Raw genomic sequence first — 24,040 nt, forward strand, 5'->3', positions numbered from 1 at the left:
CCTCGACCTGCTCCGCCCGATCTACGCCCAGACCGCCGCGTACGGCCACTTCGGCCGCGAGCTGCCCGACTTCACCTGGGAGCGCACCGACCGGGTGGACGCACTGCGGGAGGCGGCGGGACTGTAGGCCCCGCTCGGACTGGCCCGAGGCCCGGCTCCCCTGAGGGAGCCGGGCCTCGGCTGTTCCCGGTGCGGACCGGTGCGTACGTCCCGGTGCGGACCGTGTGCCCCGTGGTCCCGGCGGGCCGGGCACCGTGCGGGTTTGGCGGGCGGCCCCGGCGGGCGTCGGTTGTCAGTGGGGTTTGGTAAGAATGCAAGCGTGAGCAGCGAGAACGGGCAGGGGGACGGTGGGGCGCCGCCGGAGCAGCTCGCGCTCATCCGGGAGAGCGTGCGCCAGGCGAAGACGCCCCGCGCCAAGCCGCGGACCTGGCGCGGGGCCGAGCTGGCCGGACAGTTGCCGGTGGCCCGGGTCCTGGTCGACAAGGGCGTGCTCCACCTCGACCGGTACTTCGACTACGCCGTTCCCGCCGAGCTGGACGCGGACGCGCAGCCCGGGGTGCGGGTGAGGGTGCGGTTCGGGGCCGGCCGGCACCGGGTCCGACAGGGGCGCCGCGAGGGCGGCGGGCTGATCGACGGGTTCCTGATCGAGCGCCGGGCCGAGTCCGACTACTCCGGGCCGCTCGCCGCGCTCGCCCAGGTGGTGTCACCCGAGCCGGTGCTCGGCCCCGAGCTGCTGGGACTGGCCCGGGCCGTCGCCGACCGGTACGCGGGCAGCCTCGCCGACGTACTGCAACTGGCCGTGCCCCCCCGCAACGCCCGCGCCGAGCAGCGTCCCTCGCCCGCCCCGCTTCCCCCGCCCCCGGCGCCCGCCGCGGGCTCCTGGTCGCGCTACGAGCAGGGCCCCGCCTTCATCGAGTCGCTTGCCGCGGGGGGCTCGCCGCGCGCCGTGTGGAACGCGCTGCCCGGCCCCGGGTGGAGCGAGGAACTCGCCCGCGCCGTCGCCGCCGCCCTCGCCTCCGGGCGGGGCGCCCTCGTCGTGGTGCCCGACGGCCGCACCGCCGCCCGCGTCGACACCGCGCTCACCGCCCTCCTCGGCGAGGGCCGGCACGCGCTGCTCACCGCCGACGCCGGACCCGAGAAGCGTTACCGGCAGTGGCTCGCGGTGAGCCGGGGCTCCGTGCGGGCCGTCGTCGGGACCCGCGCCGCCATGTTCGCGCCGGTGCGCGACCTCGGACTGGTCGCCCTCTGGGACGACGGCGACGACAACCACAGCGAGCCGCACGCACCGCAGCCGCACGCCCGCGAGGTACTGCTGCTGCGCGCCGCGCAGGACAGGTGCGGCTTCCTGCTCGGCAGCCGCAGCTGCACCGTGGAGGCCGCACAGCTCGTCGATACCGGCTGGGCGCGCCCCCTGGTGGCGGCACGCGACCAGATCCGGCGGGCGGCGCCGCTGGTGCGCACCGTCGGCGACCGCGACCTCGCCCGCGACGAGGCCGCCCGTGCCGCCCGACTGCCCTCCCTCGCCTGGCAGACGGCCCGGGACGGGCTGCGGCACGGCCCCGTGCTGGTGCAGGTGCCCCGGCGCGGCTACGCCCCCCGGCTGGCCTGCGCCCAGTGCCGGGCGCCCGCCCGCTGCCGGCACTGCTCGGGACCTTTGCAGGGGCAGGACGGCGGAGTGCTGCGCTGCGAGTGGTGCGGGCGCGAGGAGAGCGGCTGGCACTGCCCGGAGTGCGGCGCCTTCCGGCTGCGCGCGCAGGTCGTCGGCGCCCGGCGGACCGCCGAGGAACTGGGGCGTGCCTTCCCCGCCGTGCCGGTGCGCACCTCCGGGCGCGAGCATGTGCTGGACACGGTGCCGGGCGCCCCCGCGCTGGTCGTGAGCACCCCGGGCGCCGAACCGGTCGCCGAGGGCGGGTACGCGGCGGCGCTGCTCCTGGACGGCTGGGCCATGCTGGGCCGCCCCGACCTCAGGGCCGGCGAGGACGCGCTGCGCCGCTGGATCGCCGCCGCCGCGCTCGTCCGGCCGCAGGAGGCGGGCGGCACGGTGGTCGTCGTGGCCGAGCCGACGCTGCGGCCCGTTCAGGCCCTGGTGCGCTGGGACCCGGTGGGTCACGCGGTGCGGGAACTGGCCGAGCGCGCCGAGCTGGGGTTTCCGCCGGTGTCCCGGATGGCGTCCGTGACCGGTCCGCCGGAGGCGGTCGCGGAGTTCCTGCGTACGGCCGATCTGCCGGGGGAGGCGGAGGTGCTGGGGCCGGTGCCGCTGCCGGTCACGCCGCCGGGCCGGCCGCGGAGGACGGGCGCGCCGCCGCCCGGAGAGCAGTGGGACCGGGCGCTGGTCCGGGTGCCGACGGGCAGCGGCGCCGCGCTGGCCGCCGCGCTGAAGGCCGCGCAGGCGGCCCGGACGGCGCGGGGGAGTGCGGACGGGGTGTGGGTGCGGATCGATCCGCCGGACATCGGGTGACGGGTTCCCGGCCTGGCAGCGGTTGCGGCTTTGGCCGTCGAGGCCGCCTCCCGGCGGCCTCGACGGGCCGGGCGGCAGGTTCGGGCGCCGGGCCGGGTGACCGGTCCCGCGCGGCCGGAGTGCGGTGCGGGCGAGGGCCGTCCGAGGGGGCGGGGAGGGCCCGGAGGCGGGGTGCTCCGGTGGCGGAGGGCTGCGGCGAGGCGGGCTGGTCCGGTGGCGGAGAGCTTGGCGGAGTGGGGGCGGGGGCCTGGGCGCGTGATGCGCGGGGCGGCTCGGACACCCTCCGCGCCGAGGCCCGGACGCGCCCGCGGGCCGGGCCGGACACACCCGAAGGTCGGCCCGGACACACCCGCGCCCTCCCGGATACGGCGGGGAGGGCGGCGTGGTGGGGGAACCGGCGGGGTCAGCCGTTGCGGGGGCCCGGGAAGGCCGTCGGCCTGACGTCCTCGCGCAGGGACGGGCTACCGGCCGTCGGCTGGGTCGGCATGGAGCGGGCGGCGGGGACCGTCGGCACGGCGGGCAGGGCGGTGCCGACGTTGACCGCACGGCTGCCCGCGGGCTCCGCGGCCCGCTCGGCCTCCGCCGTCTGCGCGGCGGCGCGGCGCGCGCCGTAGCGCCGGTGCACCGCCTGCTTGGTGACGCCGAGGGCCGAGCCCACGGCGTCCCACGAGAAGCCGAGCGAGCGGTCGAAGTCCACGGCTGCCGTGACCAGGGTCTCGACGCTGTCCCGCAGTTCCTGCGCGAGGCGGACGGTCGGGGCGGGGGCGCGTCCGTAGACGACGAAGCCCGTGGAGGGGCCGGAGCGGCGCGGGCGGTAGACGTTGCCCAACTGGGCGGTGAGGGTGCGCAGTGCGTCCACCTGCCGGCGGACCCGCTCGATGTCCCGCACCAGCAAGTGCAGGCTGGCCCGGGCCTGGGCGTCGTGGGTTGCGTGGTCGGCCATGAACAAGCCTCTCGAACCGGCGTTGAAAGGAACCGGGCCGCGCGAGCGGCCCGCTGTGGTCAACTCTGTCTTGACCAACGCCTTTTCGGGCCGCTGGTCACGGTGTGGGGGCGTAAGGGCATATGCGTACGCCCCCGAAGGATGCCGGGCGACATGGCGCACGCCCGCCTTGTCCTGCGCACGCCCACCGACGGGGGCGCACCCCCGGGCGAGGGGGGCGTACGCCGTCGTAGCTCGCCTTCGGCGGCTTCCCGTCCATGGTCATAGACTGGTGCGCTCCCGCGTTCCCGCCCCGACCGAGAGGCCCGCACCCGCCCATGAAGCTCGTCTTCGCCGGTACCCCCGAGGTCGCCGTTCCCGCCCTGGACGCCCTGATCGCCTCCGGCCGGCACGAGGTCGCCGCCGTCGTCACCCGCCCCGACGCACCGGCCGGGCGCGGGCGTCGGCTGGTCGCGAGCCCGGTCGCCGAACGGGCGGAGGAGGCCGGCATCGAGGTGCTCAAGCCGGCCAAGCCGCGCGACCCCGAGTTCCAGGAGCGGCTGAAGGAGATCGCCCCGGACTGCTGCCCCGTCGTCGCCTACGGCGCCCTGCTGCCCCGCACCGCCCTGGACATTCCCCGGCACGGCTGGGTCAACCTTCACTTCTCGCTGCTGCCCGCCTGGCGCGGCGCCGCGCCCGTGCAGCACAGCCTCATGGCGGGCGACGAGATCACCGGCGCCTCCACCTTCCTCATCGAGGAGGGACTGGACTCCGGCCCGGTCTACGGCACGATCACCGAGGAGATCCGGCCCACCGACACCAGCGGCGACCTGCTCACCCGGCTCGCCCTGGCCGGCGCGGGGCTGCTGGCCGCGACGATGGACGGCATCGAGGACGGCACCCTGAAGGCCGTTCCGCAGCCCGCCGAGGGCGTCACCCTCGCACCGAAGATCACCGTGGAGGACGCGCGGGTCGACTGGAGGGCGCCCGCGCTGCGCGTCGACCGGGTGGTGCGCGGGTGCACCCCGGCGCCCGGGGCGTGGACCACGTTCCGGGGTGAGCGGCTCAAGCTGATCCAGGTCGCCCCCGTGCCCGCGCGCACCGACCTCGCCCCGGGCGCGCTCGCCGTCGGCAAGAACAGCGTCCACGCAGGCACCGGCTCGTACGCCGTCGAGCTGCTGTGGGTGCAGGCGCAGGGGAAGAAGCCGATGCGGGCGGCGGACTGGGCGCGGGGCGTGCGGATCGCGGACGGCGAGGTGCTGGGGGGCTGAGGGCCGAGCGGGGAACGGGTGCGTCGGCGCAGCGGGGGGACCGGCCGGTCCCGTGGGCGCGGGCGGCTGGTCCGGGCGGGAGCGGGCCGGTCGGGGAACTCGGAACGGTCGTCCCGAACGGGCCGGACCAGGGGCCGGACGGTCCCCCGCGGGACGTAGGCTGGATGTACCGCGCGTCTCAGCGCAGCGCACCGCAACCCACACATCCGGAGCACCTTTTTCGTGAGCGACACCTCCCGTCGGCCCCGCAGGGCCGCCAAGCCCTACCGCCGGCCGCTGAAGGACCCCGTCCGCATCCTCGCCTTCGACGCGCTGCGCGCGGTGGACGAACGGGACGCGTACGCCAACCTCGTGCTGCCGCCGCTGCTGCGCAAGGCCCGGGAGAAGGGCGACTTCGACGCACGGGACGCCGCGCTCGCCACCGAGCTGGTCTACGGCACGCTGCGCCGCCAGGGGACCTACGACGCTGTCATCGCCGCCTGCGTGGACCGGCCGCTCCGGGAGGTCGACCCGCCCGTCCTGGACGTGCTCAGCCTCGGCGCGCACCAGCTGCTCGGCACCCGCATCCCGACCCACGCCGCCGTCTCCGCCACCGTGGAGCTGGCCAGGGTCGTGCTCGGCGACGGGCGGGCCAAGTTCGTCAACGCGGTGCTGCGCAAGGTCGCGCAGCACGACCTCGACGGCTGGCTGGAGAAGGTCGCCCCGCCCTACGACGACGACCCCGAGGACCACCTCGCCGTCGTCCACTCGCACCCGCGCTGGGTCGTCTCCGCCCTGTGGGACTCCCTCGGCGGCGGCCGCGCCGGGATCGAGGACCTGCTGGAGGCCGACAACGAGCGGCCCGAGGTGACCCTCGTCGCCCGGCCGGGCCGCGCCACCCCGGACGAACTCCTCGGAGAGGAGGCGGCGGTGCCGGGCCGCTGGTCGCCGTACGCGGTACGGCTGACCGAGGGCGGCGAACCGGGCGCCGTGACCGCCGTACGGGAGGGCCGGGCAGGCGTCCAGGACGAGGGCAGCCAGCTCGTCGCCCTCGCCCTGGCCAACGCGCCCCTGGACGGCCCCGACGAGAAGTGGCTCGACGGCTGCGCCGGGCCCGGCGGCAAGGCGGCCCTGCTCGCGGCGCTCGCCGCCGAGCGCGGCGCCGTCCTGCTCGCCTCCGAGAAGCAGCCGCACCGCGCCGGTCTGGTGGCCCGCGCCCTCGACGGCAATCCCGGGCCGTACCAGGTGATCGCCGCCGACGGGACCCGCCCGCCGTGGCGGCCCGGCAGCTTCGACCGGGTCCTCGTCGACGTGCCGTGCACCGGCCTGGGGGCCCTGCGCCGCCGCCCCGAGGCGCGGTGGCGGCGGCGCCCGGAGGACCTGGACGGCTTCGCCCCGCTCCAGCGCGGCCTGCTGCGCACCGCGCTGGAGTCGGTACGCGTCGGCGGCGTGGTCGGCTACGCCACCTGCTCGCCGCACCTCGCCGAGACCAGGGCGGTCGTCGCCGACCTGCTCAAGCAGTTCCCCGACGCCGAGCCGATCGACGCCCGGCCGCTGCTCCCCGGCGTCCCGGCCCTCGGCGACGGCCCCGACGTCCAGCTCTGGCCCCACCTGCACGGCACCGACGCGATGTACCTGGCCCTCCTGCGCCGCACCGGCTGACCCCCCCCCGCACCGGCCTCTGCCTCCGACGCCTGTCCTCCGGCCCGACCGCGCCCGCGCGGCCACGGGCCGGGACGGGGGGCGCGGGCCTGCCCGATCCGCCGTCCGCCGACGGCGCACCCCCCTGTCGGCGAAGCCCCCTCGCGGCCCGGGCCGGAAGGGGGCGCGCCGGGCCTGCCCGATCCGCGGTCGGCCGACGGCGGACTGCGGCCCGCCGATGAAGCCCCCGTCAGCCGCCCGCCGGCCCGGGCCGCGCGGGGGCTTCATCGGCGGCCCTGGCCCCGCCCCCGGCCTCACCCGTCGGCGGCGGCCCCGTCATCCGCCCCCTCGCCCCCGGCCGGCGGTCCCGCGAGCCGGTACCCCCGAGGGGCGGCAAGCCGCCGCTCCTCGGGGCTCCCCGGCTGCTCCCGGCAGCCGGCCGACGCCGCCGGGCGGGGACCGGCGCGAGGGACCGCGTCCCGGCATGGCACGCTTGGGGCATGGCCGCGCAGATCAACCCGAGCATCCTGTCCGCAGACTTCGCCCGACTCGCCGACGAGGCGAAGGCGGTCGAGGGGGCCGACTGGCTCCACGTCGACGTCATGGACAACCACTTCGTCCCGAACCTCACGCTCGGCGTCCCCGTGGTGGAGTCGCTGGCCCGGGCGACGGACACCCCGCTGGACTGCCACCTGATGATCGAGGACCCCGACCGGTGGGCGCCGCAGTACGTCGAGGCCGGTGCCTCCTCGGTCACCTTCCACGTCGAAGCCGCCGCCGCGCCGGTGCGCCTGGCCCGGGAGATCCGCGCGAAGGGCGCCCGCGCCTCCATGGCGCTCAAGCCCGCCACGCCCATCGAGCCCTTCGAGGACCTGCTCCCCGAACTCGACATGCTGCTGGTCATGACCGTGGAGCCCGGCTTCGGCGGCCAGGCGTTCCTCGACATCATGCTGCCCAAGATCCGCCGGACCAGGGAGCTGATCGCCAAGCACGGTCTCCCGTTGTGGCTGCAGGTGGACGGCGGAGTCTCCGCCTCCACCATCGAGCGGTGCGCCGAGGCCGGCGCCGACGTCTTCGTCGCCGGCTCGGCGGTCTACGGCGCCGACGACCCCGCCGAAGCGGTCCGCGCGCTGCGCGCACAGGCGGACGCGGCGACCGCCACCGCATCGTGGGCGTGCGACCACTGAGCGTCAGCTACGTGAACGGCTCTCATCAGGGCTGATCCTGCGCGCCGGATCTGCAAGGATGAACGGCGAATCCAGAGTGTGAACAGCAGTGAGGAGATCGCCGTGTCGGGTATGTCGGCGGGCCGGTCAGCAGTGCGGATGGGACCCGCTGAGCTGGTGCAGGCGGCGGCCATGGCCCGCCGTTTCTACCTCGAGGGGAAGTCGAAGATCCAGATCGCCGAGGAGTTCGGCGTCAGCCGCTTCAAGGTGGCCCGGGTCCTGGAGACCGCTCTCGAACGGGATCTCGTGCGCATCGAGATCCGTGTGCCGGCCGAGCTGGACGCCGAGCGCTCCGACGCGCTCCGCGCCCGCTACGGCCTCAGGCACGCCGTCGTCGTCGAGTCCCCGGCCGACGCCGAGGAGACCCCCGACCCGGAGAACCTCGGTGAGGTCGCCGCCGACCTGCTCGGCGAACTCGTCAACGAGGGGGACGTACTGGGTCTGGCGTGGGGCCGCTCCACCATCCACATGGCGGCGGCCCTGGACCGGTTGCCCCCGTGCACGGTGGTGCAGCTGACCGGCGTGTACGACGCCGGCACCGCCGAACGCGGTTCGGTCGAGGCCGTCCGCCGCGCCGCACAGGTGTCCGGCGGCGACGCCCACCCCATCTACGCCCCGATGCTGCTGCCGGACGCGGCCACCGCCGCGGCGCTGCGCAACCAGACCGGGATCGCACGGGCCTTCGAGTACTTCGACAAGGTCACCGTCGCCTGCGTGTCCATCGGCTCCTGGGAGCCGGGCATCTCCACGGTGCACGACATGCTCAGCGACGAGGAGCGCGCCCACTACGCCTCGCTCGGCGTCGCCGCCGAAATGTCCGCGCACCTGTTCGATGTCGAGGGGCGCCGGATCGGCCGGGACCTGGGGGAGCGGTGCATCACCGTCAAGGCGGACCAGCTCCGCCGTATCCCCGAGGTCGTCGCGATAGCGGGCGGGCAGCGCAAGGCGCCCGCGATCGACGCGGTGCTGCGCTCCGGGCTGGTCACCAGCCTGGTCACGGACACCTCGGCCGCCGACTACCTGATGACGGCCGGGACCACCCCGAAGCCCGCCCTGAACCGGGCGGACCCGGACGGGGTCTGAGGAATCGGACCCGGACGGGGCCCGGGAAGCGCGGAAACGGTTCCCGAGGGGCGGCCGTGGCGGGGTGAGCGCATCCCGCTACGGCCGCCTCCGCGGACTCCGCCACGGCCGCTTCTCGTCCGTGCCCGTCCGGGCGTCCGACACGCCCCGTCCCGCCGTTGGAGGTTCCTCCCAACCCGCCCCTGACCGGCCTGGATGTTTCGTCGGGGGCCTGCGGCGCCCCGGACATGGGACAATGAAGTACGTGCTCTTTCCCCCTGGCAGACCTGCCAGGGGGTCACCTCTGATCGACTGGGATGTGCAGCACGTGCGTTTCCTCAACGACATCCAGCCCCCGTACGACCTGACGTACGACGACGTCTTCATGGTGCCGAGCCGCAGCGCGGTCGGCTCGCGTCAGGGCGTGGACCTCAGCTCCCCGGACGGCACGGGCACCACCATCCCGCTGGTCGTCGCCAACATGACCGCGATCGCCGGTCGCCGCATGGCCGAGACCGTGGCCCGCCGCGGCGGACTGGTGGTCATCCCGCAGGACATCCCGATCGACGTCGTCACCGACGTGGTCTCCTGGGTCAAGAGCCGCCACCACGTCCTCGACACGCCCATCGTGCTGGCCCCGCACCAGACCGTCGCCGACGCCCTCGCCCTGCTGCCCAAGCGGGCGCACAACGCCGGCGTGGTCGTCGACGATGAGCAGCGGCCCGTAGGCGTCGTCACCGACCGGGACCTCACCGGCGTCGACCGCTTCACCCAGCTCGAAGTGGTCATGAGCAAGGACCTGCTGCTCCTGGACGCGGACATCGACCCCCGCGAGGCCTTCAACACCCTCGACCAGCACAACCGGCGCTACGCCCCCGCCGTCGACAAGGACGGCCGTCTGGCGGGCATCCTCACCCGCAGGGGCGCCCTGCGCGCCACGCTCTACACCCCCGCCACCGACGACAAGGGCGGGCTGCGCATCGCCGCCGCCGTCGGCATCAACGGCGATGTGGCCGGCAAGGCCAAGCAGCTCCTCGACGCGGGCGTGGACACCCTCGTCATCGACACCGCGCACGGCCACCAGGAGTCGATGATCAGCGCGGTCCAGCTGGTCCGCGGCCTCGACCCGCAGGTGCCGATCGTCGCCGGGAACATCGTCTCCGCCGAGGGCGTCAAGGACCTGGTCGACGCCGGCGCGGACATCATCAAGGTCGGCGTCGGCCCCGGCGCCATGTGCACCACGCGCATGATGACCGGGGTGGGCCGGCCGCAGTTCTCCGCCGTGCTGGAGTGCGCGGCCGAGGCGAAGAAGTACGGCAAGCACGTATGGGCCGACGGCGGCGTCCGCCACCCGCGCGACGTGGCCATGGCGCTGGCCGCCGGCGCGTCCAACGTGATGATCGGCTCCTGGTTCGCCGGCACCTACGAGTCCCCGGGCGACCTCCAGCAGGACGCCAGCGGCCGCCTCTACAAGGAGTCCTTCGGCATGGCCTCCGCGCGCGCCGTCGCCAACCGCACCTCGGAGGAGTCGGCCTACGACCGCGCCCGCAAGGCGCTGTTCGAGGAGGGCATCTCCACCTCCCGGATGTTCCTCGACCCGGCCCGCCCGGGCGTCGAGGACCTGATCGACTCGATCATCGCGGGCGTCCGCTCCTCCTGCACCTACGCCGGCGCCGCCTCCCTGGAGGAGTTCGCCGACAAGGCCATCGTCGGCATCCAGAGCGCGGCGGGCTACGCCGAGGGCAAGCCCCTGCACGCCAGCTGGAGCTGAGCGGAATCCTTCCCGCGGTGCCCCCACGGCAGGCGCCGTGGGGGCACGCCGTGCGGCCCTCGCCTCCCCGGCCACGGGGCGGAGCGGGGGCCGTACCGCGTTCCCGGCCGCCGGCCGGGGGCCCGCCACCGCACCCGCGGCCCCGCCCCCGCCGAGCCCCGCCCCCACCGAGCCGAAAGGGACGCCCCGGCACACCCCCGTACGTCCCGCCCGCAACGGTCGAAAGCACCCGCGCAACGAACACCCGCCCAGCGGCGAGGAACGCAACGATCTTGCGGAGACGCGCAAGGTTGCTGCATTACGACCGCGACGCCCCGCCTCGTAGGGTCTGCGCTGTACGTGGCGCGGCAGGGACCCCGCTCGGTGGGTCCCCGCGGGACGGGGCGCCGCCGGTCCCCGCCGCTGAAGACCCGCAGCGACAAAGGAGCCGCGCGTGCTCGACCAAGGCGCCCCCAGCGCACCGCCGCACGACCGCACCACCCCCGTCCCCCCGTCCGCCGGTGCGCGCCTGATGCGGCGCAAGCCCGTGGAACGCCTGGTCGCCGAGGGGGGTCAGGGCGAGGGCGGGACCCTCAGGCGGTCCCTCGGGCTGTGGCAGCTCACCATGATCAGCATCGGCGCCACCCTCGGCACCGGCATCTTCGTGGTCCTCGGCCAGGCCGTGCCCAAGGCCGGCCCGGCCGTCACGCTCTCCTTCGTGATCGCCGGCCTGACCGCGCTGTTCTCCGCCCTCTCGTACGCCGAGCTGGCCGGCACGATCCCCGTCTCCGGGTCCTCCTACTCGTACGCGTACGCAACGATGGGCGAGCTGATCGCCTGGGTGTGCGGCTGGTGCCTGCTGCTGGAGTACGGCGTGTCCGTGGCCGCCGTGGCCGTCGGCTGGGGCGAGTACCTCAACGAGCTGCTCAAGGGAACCATCGGCGTCACCATCCCGGCCGCCCTGTCCGAGCCGCCCGGCGACGGCGGCGTCTTCAACCTGCCCGCGCTGATCGTCGTCCTGCTGGCGATGGTCTTCCTGATGGGCGGCGCCAAGGAGTCCGCGCGCGCCAACACCGTCATGGTCTGCGTGAAGATCGCCTCGCTGGTGCTGTTCTGCGCGATCGGTGTCCAGGGCTTCCGCTCCGGCAACTACGCCCACTTCATGCCGCTCGGCATGAGCGGCGTCAGCGCGGCGGGCGCGACCCTGTTCTTCTCCTACATCGGCTTCGACGCCGCCTCCACCGCCGGCGAGGAGGCCAAGGACGCGCAGCGCGACCTGCCCCGCGCGATCATGCTGTCGCTGGTCATCGTGACCGCGCTGTACGTGCTGGTCGCCGCCGTCGCCGTGGGCGCCAAGCCCTGGCGGCAGTTCACCGGCTCGGAGGCGGCCCTCGCCCAGATCATGCGCGAGGTCACCGGCCAGACCTTCTGGGGCACCCTGCTGGCCGCGTGCGCGGTCGTCGCCATCGCCAGCGTCGTCCTGACCGTCCTGTACGGCCAGACCCGCATCCTGTTCGCGATGTCCCGCGACGGCCTGGTGCCCAGGGTCTTCTCCCGCGTCCACCCGAAGACCGGCGCGCCGCGCGCCAACACGGTGATCGTGTCCCTGTTCTGCGGCGTCCTGGCCGCCGCCGTCCCGCTCGGCCAGCTCGCCGACGCCACCAGCATCGGCACCCTCTTCGCCTTCGCCCTAGTCAACGTGGCCGTCGTCGTGCTGCGCCGGACCCGTCCCGGTATGCGCCGCAGCTTCCGCGTGCCGCTGTCCCCGCTGCTGCCGGCCGTGGGCTTCGTCCTGTGCGTGTGGATGATGGGCAGCCTGTCCGCCGTCACCTGGGTGGTCTTCGGAATCTGGATGGCGGTCGGGCTCGTGTTCTACTTCGGGTACGGCTTCCGCCGCTCCCGACTGGCCACACCATCCGAGAAGTGATCCACCCACTGTGCTGAACGATCTCGACGAACGCATCGTGCACGCCCTCGCCGAGGACGCCCGCCGCTCCTACGCGGACATCGGGCAGCTCGTCGGCCTGTCCGCCCCGGCCGTGAAACGGCGCGTGGACAGGCTGCGGGCCACCGGAGCCATCACCGGCTTCACCGTCCGGGTCGACCCGGCGGCGCTCGGCTGGGAGACCGAGGGGTACGTCGAGATCCACTGCCGGCGCAACACCTCGCCGGAGACCATCCAGCGGGGCCTGGAGCGCTACCAGGAGGTCGTGTCCGCGTCCACCGTCACCGGCGACGCGGACGCGATCGCCCAGGTCTTCGCCGCGGACATGCGCCACTTCGAGCGCGTCCTCGAACGCATCGCGGGCGAGCCGTTCGTGGAACGCACGAAGTCGGTACTGGTCCTGTCCCCCCTCCTGCGCCGCTACTCGTCGGGCTCCCCGACATGACGCTCTGAGGGCAGGACACCCGCCCCCGGACGGCCACGGGCCGCTCCGGGGGCGGACCTGTTCCCGGCCCCGGAGCGGAGACATGACCGGCGGGGCAGGACGCGCGACGGCGTCCGGCCCCGCCGCCCCGCACGGACGTCCGGACGCCGCCGAGGGCCCCGCGCTCTCGGCCGGGCCGAGCGGCGCCGACGCGCGGCGACGCCACCCGGCCCATGGCCAGAGGGAGCCGTGGGCCCGCAGCAGGGGGCGCGGTGGGCCCACGGCGGAGGCGCGTGATGCCCGCCCACGGCAGGGGTGCGTGGTGCGCCCCACGGTGGGGAGTGCGCCGCGCGAAGGCGGGAGTGTGCCGCGCGCTCAGGGCAGGGGTGCGAGGTGGCGCAGCCCACCGCGGGGGCCGGCGGACGCGGCTCCCGCCGGGGTCGGGGGCGAGGCCCCGGGAGGGTGACCCTTCACGCGACCGGGTCGGGCGGGTGAAGGGCAAGGCCCACGCCGCACCCCGTGCCCGCACACCGAACCCACGACACGCAACGAATCGCCGTACACCCCCCATCCCACGCAACAAACCCCCCACTCCCACGCAACGCCGACCGCTTGTACCCCCCATCCACCCACCCGTACCGTCTAACCGCCCCCCGAGAAGACCCCTCACCGTGAGGAATCCATGCGCACCGCCCTGCTCCAGAGCTCCGGCCGCCCCGGCTCCGTCGTCGAGAACCTCAAGGTCCTCGACGACGCCGCCACCCGCGCCGCCGCCGCGGGCGCAGCCCTCCTCCTCGCCCCCGAGATGTTCCTCACCGGCTACGCCATCGGCGACGACATCGCCCGCCTCGCCGAACCCGCAGACGGTGAGGCCGCCGACGCGGTCGCCGAACTGGCGACGCGGCACGGCCTCGCGGTCGCCTACGGCTACCCCGAGCGCGCCGGCGAGGCCGTCTTCAACTCCGCCCAGCTGATCTCCGCCGACGGCGCCCGCCTCGCCAACCACCGCAAGACCCACCTCTTCGGCGGCTTCGAGCGCGACCACTTCACCCCGGGCGGGCAGCCGGTCGTCCAGGCCGAGCTGAACGGTCTGACCGTGGGCCTGCTGATCTGCTACGACGTGGAGTTCCCGGAGAACGTGCGCGGCCACGCCCTGGCCGGCACCGACCTCCTCCTCGTCCCGACGGCGTTGATGCACCCGTACCAGTTCGTCGCCGAATCCGTCGTACCGGTGCGCGCCTTCGAGAACCAGATGTACGTCGCGTACGCCAACCGCGCCGGCCGGGAGGGCGAGTTCGAGTTCACCGGGCTCTCCGCGCTCGCCGGCCCCGACGGCGTCGCCCGCGCCCGCGCCGGACGCGACGAGGAGCTGATCCTCGCCGACGCGGACCCGGCCTTCCTGGCCGCCTCCCGCGAGGCCAACCCGTACCTCACGGACCGCCGCCCCGGCCTGTACGGGTCCCTCGTCTGAACCCCCAGCCCGCACCCCGTTCTTCCTGCGCAAGGAGTCCGCACCCCATGACGTCCACGGTGCCCAACGCCGTCGAGCACGCCGACGAGCAGCAGCCGCCGATCACCATGTTCGGCCCGGACTTCCCCTACGCCTACGACGACTTCCTCGCCCACCCGGCCGGCCTCGGCCAGGTACCCGCGACCGAACTCGGCGCCGAGGTCGCGATCATCGGCGGTGGCCTGTCCGGCATCGTCGCCGCCTACGAGCTGATGAAGATGGGCCTGAAGCCCGTCGTCTACGAGGCGGACCGCATCGGCGGCCGGCTGCGCACGGTCGGCTTCGAGGGCTGCGACGAGTCGCTGACCGCGGAGATGGGCGCGATGCGCTTCCCGCCGTCCTCCACCGCCCTCCAGCACTACATCGACCTGGTCGGCCTCACCACCCGCCCCTTCCCCAACCCGCTGGCCGAGACCACCCCGTCGACCGTCGTGGACCTCAAGGGCGAGTCGCACTACGCCGAGACGATCGACGACCTGCCGCAGGTCTACCGGGACGTCGCCGACGCCTGGAACCGCTGCCTGGAGGAGGGCGCCGACTTCTCCGACATGAACCGCGCCATGCGCGAGCGGGACGTGCCGCGCATCCGCGAGATCTGGGCGAAGCTGGTCGAGAAGCTCGACAACCAGACCTTCTACGGCTTCCTGTGCGACTCCGAGGCGTTCAAGTCCTTCCGGCACCGCGAGATCTTCGGCCAGGTCGGCTTCGGCACCGGCGGCTGGGACACCGACTTCCCCAACTCCATCCTGGAGATCCTGCGCGTCGTCTACACCGAGGCCGACGACCACCACCGCGGCATCGTCGGCGGCTCCCAGCAGCTGCCGCTGCGCCTGTGGGAGCGCGAGCCGGAGAAGATCGTCCACTGGCCCTACGGCACCTCGCTGAAGTCGCTGCACGTGGACGGCGAGCCGCGTCCGGCCGTGACCCGGCTGCACCGCACCGCGGGCAACCGCATCACCGTGACGGACGCGAGTGGTGACATCCGCACCTACCGGGCGGCGATCTTCACCGCGCAGTCCTGGATGCTGCTGTCCAAGATCCAGTGCGACGACGGGCTGTTCCCGATCGACCACTGGACGGCGATCGAGCGCACCCACTACATGGAGTCCAGCAAGCTGTTCGTCCCCGTGGACCGGCCGTTCTGGCTGGACAAGGACGAGGAGACCGGCCGGGACGTCATGTCGATGACGCTGACGGACCGGATGACCCGCGGCACGTACCTGCTGGACGACGGGCCGGACAGGCCCGCCGTCATCTGCCTTTCCTACACCTGGTGCGACGACAGCCTCAAGTGGCTGCCGCTGTCCGCGAACGAGCGGATGGAGGTCATGCTGAAGTCGCTCGGCGAGATCTATCCGAAGGTCGACATCAGGAAGCACATCATCGGCAACCCGGTGACGGTGTCCTGGGAGAACGAGCCCTACTTCATGGGCGCGTTCAAGGCCAACCTGCCCGGCCACTACCGCTACCAGCGGCGTCTGTTCACGCACTTCATGCAGGACCGGCTGCCCGAGGACAAACGGGGCATCTTCCTGGCCGGCGACGACATCTCCTGGACGGCGGGCTGGGCCGAGGGCGCCGTCCAGACCGCGCTGAACGCGGTGTGGGGCGTGATGCACCACTTCGGCGGCAGCACCGACGCCACCAACCCCGGCCCGGGCGACGTCTACGACGAGATCGCACCCGTCGAACTCCCCGAGGACTGACGCCGGTCGCGGGCGGTCACACTCCGGCCGCCCGCGCCGTCGCGTACACCTCGGCGGCGACGTCCGTCAGCTCCCCGGCGTCGCGCGTCGTGCTCTGGAGATCGATCAGGATCTCCTCCAGGCCGAGCTCCGCGTAGGGCAGGACGTCCGCCACGATCTGCTCGGCGTCGCCGTGGAAGGGCTGCCGGCCGTCGCCCTCGTGGGCCTTGGCCGAGTAGCGGGCGTTGACCCGGAGCACGGTGCTGATCGGCTGCTGCCTGCCGCGCTCGGCGGCCAGGTCCTGGAGCGCGTGCCACTGGTCGGCGACCTGCTCCACGCCGGAGGCGGTCGGCAGCCAGCCGTCGGCGTGCTCCACCAGCCGCTCGCGCGCCTTGCCGGTGCCGGCGGCCAGCAGGATCGGGATGGGCCGGGCGGGCTTGGGGCCGACCACGGCCGAGTCGATCGTGGTGATCTCCCCCCTGTAGCGCACCGGGTCCGGGCCCCACACCGCGCGGCAGACGTCGATCACCTCGTCCAGCACCCGGCCGCGCTCCTTGATCGGCCTGACGCCCGAGGCCGCGTACTCGTCCAGGGACCAGCCGGTGCCGAAGCCGGCCAGCACCCGGCCGCCGCTGGCCGCGTCCAGCGAGGCGAGGGACCTGGCGAGCTGGAAGGGCTGGTGCAGCGGAGCGACGAGCACGCTGCTGCCGAGGCCCACCCGCTCGGTGGCCGCGGCGGCCAGGGTGAGTGTGACGAGCGGGTCGGCGACATGCCGGTACGCGTCGGGCCAGGGCAGGCCCTCGATGCCGTAGAGGCCCTGGGTGGCGGGCTCGGGGAACAGGGCGCGCTCGTACACCCAGAGGCTGTCGTAGCCGATGCGCTCGGCGGCGCGGGCCACCTCGGGCACGTCCTTGCCGAGGTCGTACTGACGGTTCTGCGGGAGACCCAGTCCCAGCCGTGTCGCCATGCCGGTGTGCTCCTTCGTGATCGTCGGTGTCCACCGGTCAACGTACAGTGATCGCGCGGGGTTCCGGGGTGCCCGGCCTGGTTCCCCGGCGGGTGCGCAAGGTCAGCGCGGCAGCGGGGTGAGCATCATGCGCCCGGCGAAGCCGACCGCCGCGTCCAGCCGCTCGGTGAACTCCTCGGCCACGTCCGGCAGCCGCCGCAGCGCCCACAGCGCCCGCGCGGTCGACCAGGCGGCCTCGCGGGCCCGCTCCAGGCTCCAGGCGCCCAGCAGATGCGTGAGCGGATCGGCGATCTGAAGCAGGTCGGGGCCCGGCATCAACTCCTCGCGGACCCGTTCCTCCAGCGCGGCCAGGAGGTCGCCGACGCGGTCGAAGTCGCCCTCCAGGGCCGCCGGTTCGCACTCCAGGGTGGCGCAGGCGTCCACGACGGCGAGGGCGAGGTCGTGGCCGATGTGCGCGTTGACGCCGGCCAGCGCGAACTGCAGCGGGCGTACGCCGGGGTGGCGGCGGAACTGGAACAGCGGGCGCCAGCAGGCGGGTGGGCGCCGGCCGTCGGCCGCCGCGTCCACGGCGGCGAGGTACCGCTCGGCGAACCGCACGTCCAGCGTGGCGGCGGCGCGCGGGTCCGCGAACCGCCCCGCGGCCAGACGGTGGCCGACGGCCTCGGTGACGGCGAGGTAGACCCGGTTGAAGACCGCGATCCCGTCCCGCTCCGGCAGTGCGTCGGCCAGCGCGCGCATCCGCGCGAGGACCGCGTCCACGGTCTCCGGGCGGCGGGTGAGTCGTACCGATTGCCCCATGGGGGGCAGCCTCCCAGCCCCGCCGCGCCCGGACGCCCGACGGCCCCGCCGCTTCCCCGGAACGGGCGAATCCGCGGCCGCCCGGCCCCCGCCCGGCCGACCGGCCCCTCACGTGACCGGGTCGGCGGGCGGGTGGCCGGCGGACCGCTGTCAGGCCCGCCCCTCCGCGCCGTACGACGACGTCCCCTCGTCCAGCAGCGGCTCCTGCTTCTTGAGGTGCGCGGGCGCGAAGGCGCGCAGCGCGTGGTAGCCGGTGATCACGACGATCGTGCCGAGCGCGATGCCGCTCAGCGAGAAGGTGCCGGTGAACTTCATGCTGACGTTGCCGACGCCGATGATGATGCCCGCGGCGGCCGGCACCAGGTTCAGCGGATTGCGCAGGTCCACCTTGGCGTTGAGCCAGATCTGCGCGCCGAGCAGGCCGATCATGCCGTACAGGATGACGGTGATGCCCCCGAGGACGCCGCCGGGGATCGCGGCGACGACCGCGCCGAACTTCGGGCACAGCCCGAACAGCAGCGCGAAGCCGGCGGCGGCCCAGTACGCGGCGGTGGAGTAGACGCGCGTGGCGGCCATCACTCCGATGTTCTCGGAGTACGTGGTGTTGGGCGGCCCGCCCACGGCGGTGGAGAGCATCGAGGCGACGCCGTCCGCCGAGATGGCCGTGCCGAGCTTGTCGTCCAGCGGGTCGCCGGTCATCTCGCCGACCGCCTTCACATGTCCGGCGTTCTCCGCGACCAGCGCGATGACGACGGGCAGCGCCACCAGGATCGCCGACCAGTGGAAGGCCGGCCCGTGGAAGGTCGGCAGCCCGATCCAGTCCGCCTTGCCGACCCCGGAGAGGTCCAGTCGCCAGTGGTCGGTGAGCTTGCCGGACCCGTCCACGGAGTGGACCTTGCCGAAGATCCGGTCGAGCGCCCAGGACAACGCGTACCCGAAGACCAGGCCCAGGAAGATCGCGATGCGCGACCAGAAGCCGCGCAGGCAGACGACGGCCAGCCCGGTGAACAGCATCACCAGCAGCGCCGTCCACTGGTCCTGCGGCCAGTAGGTGGAGGCGGTGACCGGGGCGAGGTTGAACCCGATCAGCATCACCACCGCGCCGGTGACCACCGGCGGCATCGCGGCGTGGATGATCCGCGCCCCGAACCGCTGGACGGCGAGCCCGATCAGGAACAGCACCGCGCCGACGACGAACACCGCACCGGTCACGGTCGCGCTCGTGCCGCCCTGCGCCCGGATCACCGCGGCGACGCCCACGAACGACAGCGAGCACCCCAGATAGCTGGGGACCCGGCCGCGGGTGGCGAGCAGGAAGATCACCGTCGCGACGCCGGACATCATGATCGCGAGGTTGGGGTCGAGGCCCATGAGCACGGGGGCCACGAAGGAGGCGCCGAACATGGCCACGACGTGCTGGGCGCCGAGCCCGACCGTGCGGGGCCAGGAGAGCCGTTCGTCGGGCCGGACCACCGCTCCGGGTGCGGGCGTGCGCCCGTCACCGTGCAGTTTCCAGCGCACGCCGAGGTCCATGGTGGGGTTTCGCTTTCTCTGTACGTGAGGTGTCCGAAAACCATTGTCGGGGGTACCGGGCGATGCTCCGTTCGAAAGCCCCGCTGAGCGACCGCTTAGGATGGGTCGCGTACGACCGCCCACCGCACCTCAGGAGCACCGCCGTGACCGTCGAAGCCCCCGCCGCCCCCGCCCTGACGTACGGCAGGCTGATCCCCGTCGACGTGCACTTCGACGACCTGGACGCGCTCGGCCTGCTGCACAACGCGCGCTATCCGCTGCTGGTCGAGCGCGCCTGGTCCGAACTGTGGAGCGGGCACGGCTTCCGCTTCGAGGGCGACTGGGCCGCCGCCGGGGACGCCTGCAACGCGGTCAAGGAACTGCGCATCACCTACGACGCCCCGGTGACCCGCCCCGGTGAGTACGCCGTCCACCTGTGGCTGGAACGGCTCGGCACCACGGGGCTGACGTACGGCTTCCGGTTCTGCTCGGCCGACGGCGCGGTGACGTACGCGCACGGCGCCCGCGTGCTGGTCCGGCTGGACTCCGGGACGCTGCGCCCCGCCCCCTGGAGCGAGCGGTTCAGGATCGCGGGCCGGGAACTGCTGCGGCCGGCGGACTGACCTTCGGGCGGTCACGGTCGCCCGCCCGCAGCACCCCCGCGAAGGCGGCGAGCCCGCACGCCAGCACGGTCACCAGCCCGAACGACACCACCAGGCTGGTCGCCTCGGCCAGCCCGCCGATCGCGCTCGGCGCCACCAGGCCGGAGGTGTACGTGATGGTCGCCACGCCCGCGATGGCCTGACTGGGGTTCGGGCCGCTGCGCCCGGCCGCCGCGAAGCACAGCGGTACGACCACCGCGATGCCGAGCCCCATCAGCGCGAACCCGGTCATCGCCACCGCCGGATGGCCCGCCAGGACCACCAGCAGCCCGCCGGCCACGGCCAGCACGCCGCCGGAGCGCACCGTGCGCACCGACCCGAACCGGTCCACCACCCGGTCGCCCACGATCCGGGCGACGGCCATGGTGAGGGTGAAGCCCGTGGTGCAGGCCGCGGCCAGTCCCGCCGAGGTGTCCAGCTGCTGGCGCAGGTACACCGCGGACCAGTCCAGGCTCGCGCCCTCCGCGAACACCGCGCAGAACCCGATCGCGCCGATCAGCAGAGCCGACTTGGGCGGCAGCGCGAACCGCGGCGGCGGCTCCTCGTCCTCGGCCGGCTGGAGGTCCAGCACCCAGGAGCAGGCCACCTGCCCGAGCAGGCTCAGCACCCCGGCCGCCAGGACGTGGTGGAGGCGGGCGTCCGCACCCAGGTGCGCGGCCAGCGTGCCGGCCGCCGAGCCGATCAGGGCGCCCGCGCTCCACATGCCGTGCAGCCCGGACATGATCGAGCGGCCGAGCCGGTTCTCCACCTCCACGCCGAGCGCGTTCATCGCGACGTCCGACATCCCCGCCGAGGCGCCGTAGACGAACAGGGCCAGGCAGAGCGTGGGCAGGTTGGGGGAGAGGGCGGGCAGGACCAGCGACAGCGTCCACAGGGCGAGCAGGCCGCGCAGCGCGGCGCGGGCGCCGAACCGGTGGCTGACCCGGCCCGCCAGCGGCATCGCGAGGGACGCGCCGAGCGCGGGGAACGCCAGCGCGAGCCCCAGCTGACCGGCGCTGACCGAGGCGTGGTCCTGGATCCACGGCACCCGGGTCGCGAACGATCCGGTGACGGCGCCGTGCACGGCGAACACGGCCGCCACGGCGTACCGGGCGCGCCGCACCTCGCGCTGTTCGTAGACCACTGCTGTCATTCTCCGGCCCCTCCTGGACGCTGGGCCGCTCCGGGGAGACGGCCGGCGTGCTGAACGCGAGGTAAATTATCAGGGACCCTTCCTGATGGATAGGGGAATTGCGGCCGCCCGGCGCGGCCCGCCGATCTGGGAGGATTCCCGGCATGCCCGCATCCCCGAGCACCGCCCGGGCCATCAACGACCGGCTCGCCCTGCGCCTGCTGCAGCAGGAAGGACCGTTGACGGCAGGACAGCTGAAGCAGCTCACCGGCCTGTCCCGGCCGACCGTCGCCGACCTCGTGGAGCGCCTGAGCGTCTCCGGGCTGATCACCGTGGTGGGGGAGTCCGGAGAGCAGCGGCGCGGCCCGAACGCACGCCTGTACGGCATCGTCGCCGACCGCGCCCACCTGGCCGCCCTCGACGTGCGCACCGAGAGCGTGACCGTCACCGTCACCGATCTGCTGGGCCGGGAACTGGCCGAGGCCTCCGCGCCCATCGGCGGCGACACCGGCACCGGGGTCGCGGTGGAGCAGTCGGTCACGCTGGTGGAGCGGGCGGCCAAGGAGGGCGGGGTGGAGCGGCTGCACACCGTCGCCATCGGCGCGCCCGGACTGATCGACCCGGTCACCGGTGAACTGCGCGACTCCACGGGCCTGCCCGAGTGGCACCGCCGCCTGGTCGCGGACCTCCAGGAACGGCTGCCGCGGGCGGCCGTCATCGTGGAGAACGAGACCAACCTCGCCGCGCTGGCCGAGCAGCGCGACGGCGCCGCCCGGGGGCGCGAGACCTTCGTCCTGCTCTGGCTCGGCCACGGCACCGGCGCGGCCGTCGTCCTGGACGGCGCGCTGCGCCGCGGCGCCTCCGGCGGCACCGGCGAGATCGGCTTCCTGCCGGTGCCGGGCACCGGGGGCCTGCCCTCGGCCACCGACTGCACGGGCGGCTTCCACTCCCTGGCCGGCGCGGCCGCGGTCACCGCACTCGCCCGCGCGCACGGGCTGACGGGCGCGCCGGCGGCGGAGCTGGTCCGCCGGGCGGCCGCCGCGGACACCGATCGGGCCGCGTCCTTCCTGGACGACCTCGCCGACCGCGTCGCCCTCGGCGCCGCCTCCGTCGTCGCCGTTCTGGATCCCGGGTGCGTGGTCCTCGGCGGCGAGGTCGGCCAGGCCGGCGGCGAGGCGCTCGCCGGGCGGGTCGCCGACCGCGTCCAGCGGCTGTCGCCGCTGCCCCTGGAGGTGCGGCCGGGCGCGCTCGGCGGCGGCGCGGTGCTGCGCGGGGCGCTGATCACGGCACGGGACCGCGCCCAGGACGAACTCTTCGCCCCGCCGGGCCGGGACGGCGGGGGCCGTCGGGGCGGATAGACGGACGGAGCCGGCGCGGGCACGCCGTCCGCCGGGCCGAACAGGCCGCCCGGAGCCCGCGGGCACGCCGTCGCCGTCAGCGCGGGGCATCACCCGGCGGCGACCGGCGACCGGCGCCCGGCCCCGGCCCCCGGTCCTCGTGCTCCCGACCGCGAAAGGCTCCGGTGCCCGGCGCCGCCGCCCGATCAGGCCGCGACCCGAGCCCTCCCGCACCCCGGCACGCAGACCGGGGCGCCCCTCGGGTCTTTCGTTCGGATCAGGCCGGATCAGGGAGCGGGGGCCGGTGAGGGGGAGCCTTCCGCGCTGTTCAGGCAGTGGAGGAGCCTCGCGAGGCGGAGGAGGGCGTCATGGCGACCGACGACGACGCGGCGTGGGGGTCCCCCGCTCGATGAGCTTGGGGGAGCGGCGCCAGGGCCCGCGAGCCCGGCACGATCCGAACGAGAGACCCTAGTTCTCCAGCGCCGGCCCGAAACGCGTCGTCAGATACTCCTCGAACGTCCGCTTGCCCACCGTCCGGCGCGGAGCGAGGTGCCCGCCCTCGCGGAAGGCCCGGTACGCCCGGCCCGGGAGCGGCAGGTTGAGGATCGGGCGGCGCCGGCCGACGGCCCGCAGATAGGCGCGGGCGAGGGACTCCAGCGAGCGCACCTCGGGGCCGCCCAGGTCGGGGACCCGGCCCGCGGGCGCCCCCACCGCCAGTTCCGCCAGCCGCTCGGCGACCTCGGCCACGTCCACCGGCTGGTCGCCCACCGCGGCCGGGAGCAGCATGACCGGCGCCCTGGCCAGCCGCTCGAAGACGTCCACCAGCAGGTCGTGGAACTGCGTGGCGCGCAGCAGCGTCCAGCCCAGTCCCGACTCCACGACCAGCCGCTCCACCGCGTGCTTCGTCTGGTAGTAGCCGCACGGCACCCGGTCGACGCCCACGATGGAGATGTGGACGAGATGGGCGACCCCGGCCTTGCGCGCCGCGGCGATCAGATGGCCGGCCGCCTCCTCGTCGCCCCGCGGCGAACTCGCGCAGTGCACGACCGTGTCCACGCCGGCCACGGCCTCGGCCAGCGCCGGTCCGCCCTCACGCAGGTCGACGGCGTAGGGACGGCTGTGCCGGCTGAGCACCCGTACCTCGTGCCCGTCGGCGCGCAGCCGCTCGGCGACGAGGCGGCCGAGCGTTCCGGTGCCGCCGGTCACCAGGATCGTGCTCATGCTGTTCCGTCCCTCCGTACATCGGCGTCCCCCCGCGGGAAGATCCGCGGCGCACGAAGCTACAGCTTGGCCCCCTTCACGGTGGTCCGCACCCGCACCCGCACCCGCGCCCCGGCCCGCGGCAGGGGGCTGCGACTTCCGGCCGGTACGGACCTGTTGACCCAGCTGGTCTAGTCCTTTTAGGGTCTGACTTCCGCACAGGCCGGTCCGGCGGCGGTGACGACGGCCCTTGCCCGCCGCCGGACCTCTTCAGCCGTCGTGCGGCCCTGGAGCGTCGGCCCCTCACGGAGCTGCGCTCTGTGAGCGAGCCCACACCGATCGTCCGGATCGACGCCTTGCGTCCGTGGCACACTGGGGCTGTACCAGTAGCAGCGCACTCCGGGGTCGGTGAAAGTCCGAACCGGCGGTTACAGTCCGCGACCCGGTCGCTTCCAGCGGCCGGTTGACCAGGTGAAATTCCTGGACCGACGGTTAAAGTCCGGATGGGAGGCAGTGCGCGGCGGGCGAGCATGCACCTGTGCGCGCCGCCGTCCTCGGGCTCGCCCTCACCGGCGAGGCC

At 74.5% G+C, this 24,040-nt stretch carries 19 protein-coding genes and 1 riboswitch; of the genes, 13 read left to right on the plus strand and 6 right to left on the minus strand.

Features of this window, described 5'->3' with window-relative positions; translation table 11 throughout:
• Positions 1-127: methionine adenosyltransferase domain-containing protein (locus AB0N63_RS31185; RefSeq protein WP_365534384.1), on the plus strand; the 127-nt coding region annotated here is incomplete at its 5' end.
• Between the two features lie 192 nt (positions 128-319).
• Positions 320-2,458 carry a primosomal protein N' gene (locus AB0N63_RS31190; protein WP_365534259.1) on the plus strand — a complete coding sequence of 713 codons (2,139 nt, stop codon included), beginning with the start codon at positions 320-322 and terminating at the stop codon, positions 2,456-2,458.
• A gap of 403 nt (positions 2,459-2,861) precedes the next feature.
• Here the strand turns inward: AB0N63_RS31190 and AB0N63_RS31195 are convergent, their stop codons facing one another.
• Positions 2,862-3,401 (minus strand): hypothetical protein, encoded by a 540-nt coding sequence (locus AB0N63_RS31195; protein ID WP_365534262.1) that lies wholly within the window; start codon positions 3,399-3,401, stop codon positions 2,862-2,864.
• A 317-nt stretch (positions 3,402-3,718) separates the two neighbouring features.
• Here AB0N63_RS31195 and fmt point away from each other — a divergent pair, with 317 nt between their 5' ends.
• The 9 genes from fmt (at position 3,719) to AB0N63_RS31240 (ending at position 15,894) form a co-directional block, all read left to right on the plus strand.
• A complete protein-coding gene (fmt, locus tag AB0N63_RS31200; RefSeq protein ID WP_365534265.1) occupies positions 3,719-4,651 on the plus strand; it encodes a methionyl-tRNA formyltransferase in 933 nt (310 codons plus the stop codon).
• A 222-nt stretch (positions 4,652-4,873) separates the two neighbouring features.
• A complete protein-coding gene (locus AB0N63_RS31205) occupies positions 4,874-6,292 on the plus strand; it encodes a transcription antitermination factor NusB (RefSeq protein WP_365534267.1) in 1,419 nt (472 codons plus the stop codon).
• A gap of 479 nt (positions 6,293-6,771) precedes the next feature.
• A complete protein-coding gene (gene rpe, locus AB0N63_RS31210; RefSeq protein ID WP_365534269.1) occupies positions 6,772-7,458 on the plus strand; it encodes a ribulose-phosphate 3-epimerase in 687 nt (228 codons plus the stop codon).
• A gap of 78 nt (positions 7,459-7,536) precedes the next feature.
• A complete protein-coding gene (locus AB0N63_RS31215; RefSeq protein ID WP_365534271.1) occupies positions 7,537-8,580 on the plus strand; it encodes a sugar-binding domain-containing protein in 1,044 nt (347 codons plus the stop codon).
• 298 nt (positions 8,581-8,878) lie between these two features.
• Positions 8,879-10,330 (plus strand): GuaB1 family IMP dehydrogenase-related protein, encoded by a 1,452-nt coding sequence (locus AB0N63_RS31220; RefSeq protein ID WP_365534273.1) that lies wholly within the window; start codon positions 8,879-8,881, stop codon positions 10,328-10,330.
• A gap of 433 nt (positions 10,331-10,763) precedes the next feature.
• The gene (locus AB0N63_RS31225) at positions 10,764-12,236 is read left to right on the plus strand and encodes an amino acid permease (RefSeq protein ID WP_365534275.1); all 1,473 of its coding nucleotides are present in this window, start codon (positions 10,764-10,766) and stop codon (positions 12,234-12,236) included.
• Between the two features lie 10 nt (positions 12,237-12,246).
• Positions 12,247-12,699, plus strand: coding sequence for an Lrp/AsnC family transcriptional regulator (locus AB0N63_RS31230; RefSeq protein WP_019983898.1), 453 nt, complete (start codon positions 12,247-12,249; stop codon positions 12,697-12,699).
• Between the two features lie 661 nt (positions 12,700-13,360).
• Positions 13,361-14,149: a carbon-nitrogen hydrolase family protein gene (locus tag AB0N63_RS31235; protein WP_365534278.1), complete on the plus strand. Its 789-nt coding sequence runs from the start codon at positions 13,361-13,363 to the stop codon at positions 14,147-14,149.
• Positions 14,150-14,196: 47 nt separating this feature from the next.
• Entirely contained in the window at positions 14,197-15,894 is a 1,698-nt protein-coding gene (locus tag AB0N63_RS31240) for an NAD(P)/FAD-dependent oxidoreductase (RefSeq protein WP_365534279.1), read from the plus strand.
• 16 nt (positions 15,895-15,910) lie between these two features.
• On the opposite strand, the gene AB0N63_RS31245 is transcribed toward AB0N63_RS31240, so the two are convergent.
• The 3 genes from AB0N63_RS31245 to AB0N63_RS31255 all read right to left on the minus strand — a co-directional run bounded on the left by AB0N63_RS31245 (position 15,911) and on the right by AB0N63_RS31255 (position 19,171).
• The gene (locus AB0N63_RS31245; RefSeq protein WP_365534280.1) at positions 15,911-16,840 is read right to left on the minus strand and encodes an LLM class F420-dependent oxidoreductase; all 930 of its coding nucleotides are present in this window, start codon (positions 16,838-16,840) and stop codon (positions 15,911-15,913) included.
• Between the two features lie 102 nt (positions 16,841-16,942).
• On the minus strand, positions 16,943-17,638 hold the full coding sequence (locus AB0N63_RS31250) for a DUF5995 family protein (protein WP_365534282.1): 696 nt from the start codon (positions 17,636-17,638) through the stop codon (positions 16,943-16,945).
• A gap of 150 nt (positions 17,639-17,788) precedes the next feature.
• Positions 17,789-19,171 (minus strand): solute carrier family 23 protein, encoded by a 1,383-nt coding sequence (locus AB0N63_RS31255; protein ID WP_365534285.1) that lies wholly within the window; start codon positions 19,169-19,171, stop codon positions 17,789-17,791.
• Between the two features lie 143 nt (positions 19,172-19,314).
• Between AB0N63_RS31255 and AB0N63_RS31260 the strand changes: the two genes are divergently transcribed.
• Complete coding sequence (locus AB0N63_RS31260) at positions 19,315-19,773, plus strand: thioesterase family protein (protein ID WP_365534287.1); 459 nt, start codon at positions 19,315-19,317, stop codon at positions 19,771-19,773.
• Here AB0N63_RS31260 and AB0N63_RS31265 read toward each other — a convergent pair.
• Positions 19,733-20,944: an MFS transporter gene (locus AB0N63_RS31265; RefSeq protein WP_365534289.1), complete on the minus strand. Its 1,212-nt coding sequence runs from the start codon at positions 20,942-20,944 to the stop codon at positions 19,733-19,735. The genes AB0N63_RS31260 and AB0N63_RS31265 overlap by 41 nt on opposite strands.
• A 143-nt stretch (positions 20,945-21,087) precedes the next feature.
• Between AB0N63_RS31265 and AB0N63_RS31270 the strand changes: the two genes are divergently transcribed.
• Entirely contained in the window at positions 21,088-22,281 is a 1,194-nt protein-coding gene (locus AB0N63_RS31270; RefSeq protein ID WP_365534292.1) for an ROK family transcriptional regulator, read from the plus strand.
• Between the two features lie 447 nt (positions 22,282-22,728).
• Here the strand turns inward: AB0N63_RS31270 and AB0N63_RS31275 are convergent, their stop codons facing one another.
• Complete coding sequence (locus AB0N63_RS31275; RefSeq protein WP_365534294.1) at positions 22,729-23,481, minus strand: NAD(P)H-binding protein; 753 nt, start codon at positions 23,479-23,481, stop codon at positions 22,729-22,731.
• A gap of 369 nt (positions 23,482-23,850) precedes the next feature.
• Positions 23,851-23,981: riboswitch (FMN riboswitch) on the plus strand.
• Positions 23,982-24,040: the final 59 nt, after the last annotated feature.

This window comes from Streptomyces sp. NPDC093260 (genome assembly GCF_040683715.1).
Classification (GTDB): domain Bacteria; phylum Actinomycetota; class Actinomycetes; order Streptomycetales; family Streptomycetaceae; genus Streptomyces; species Streptomyces sennicomposti.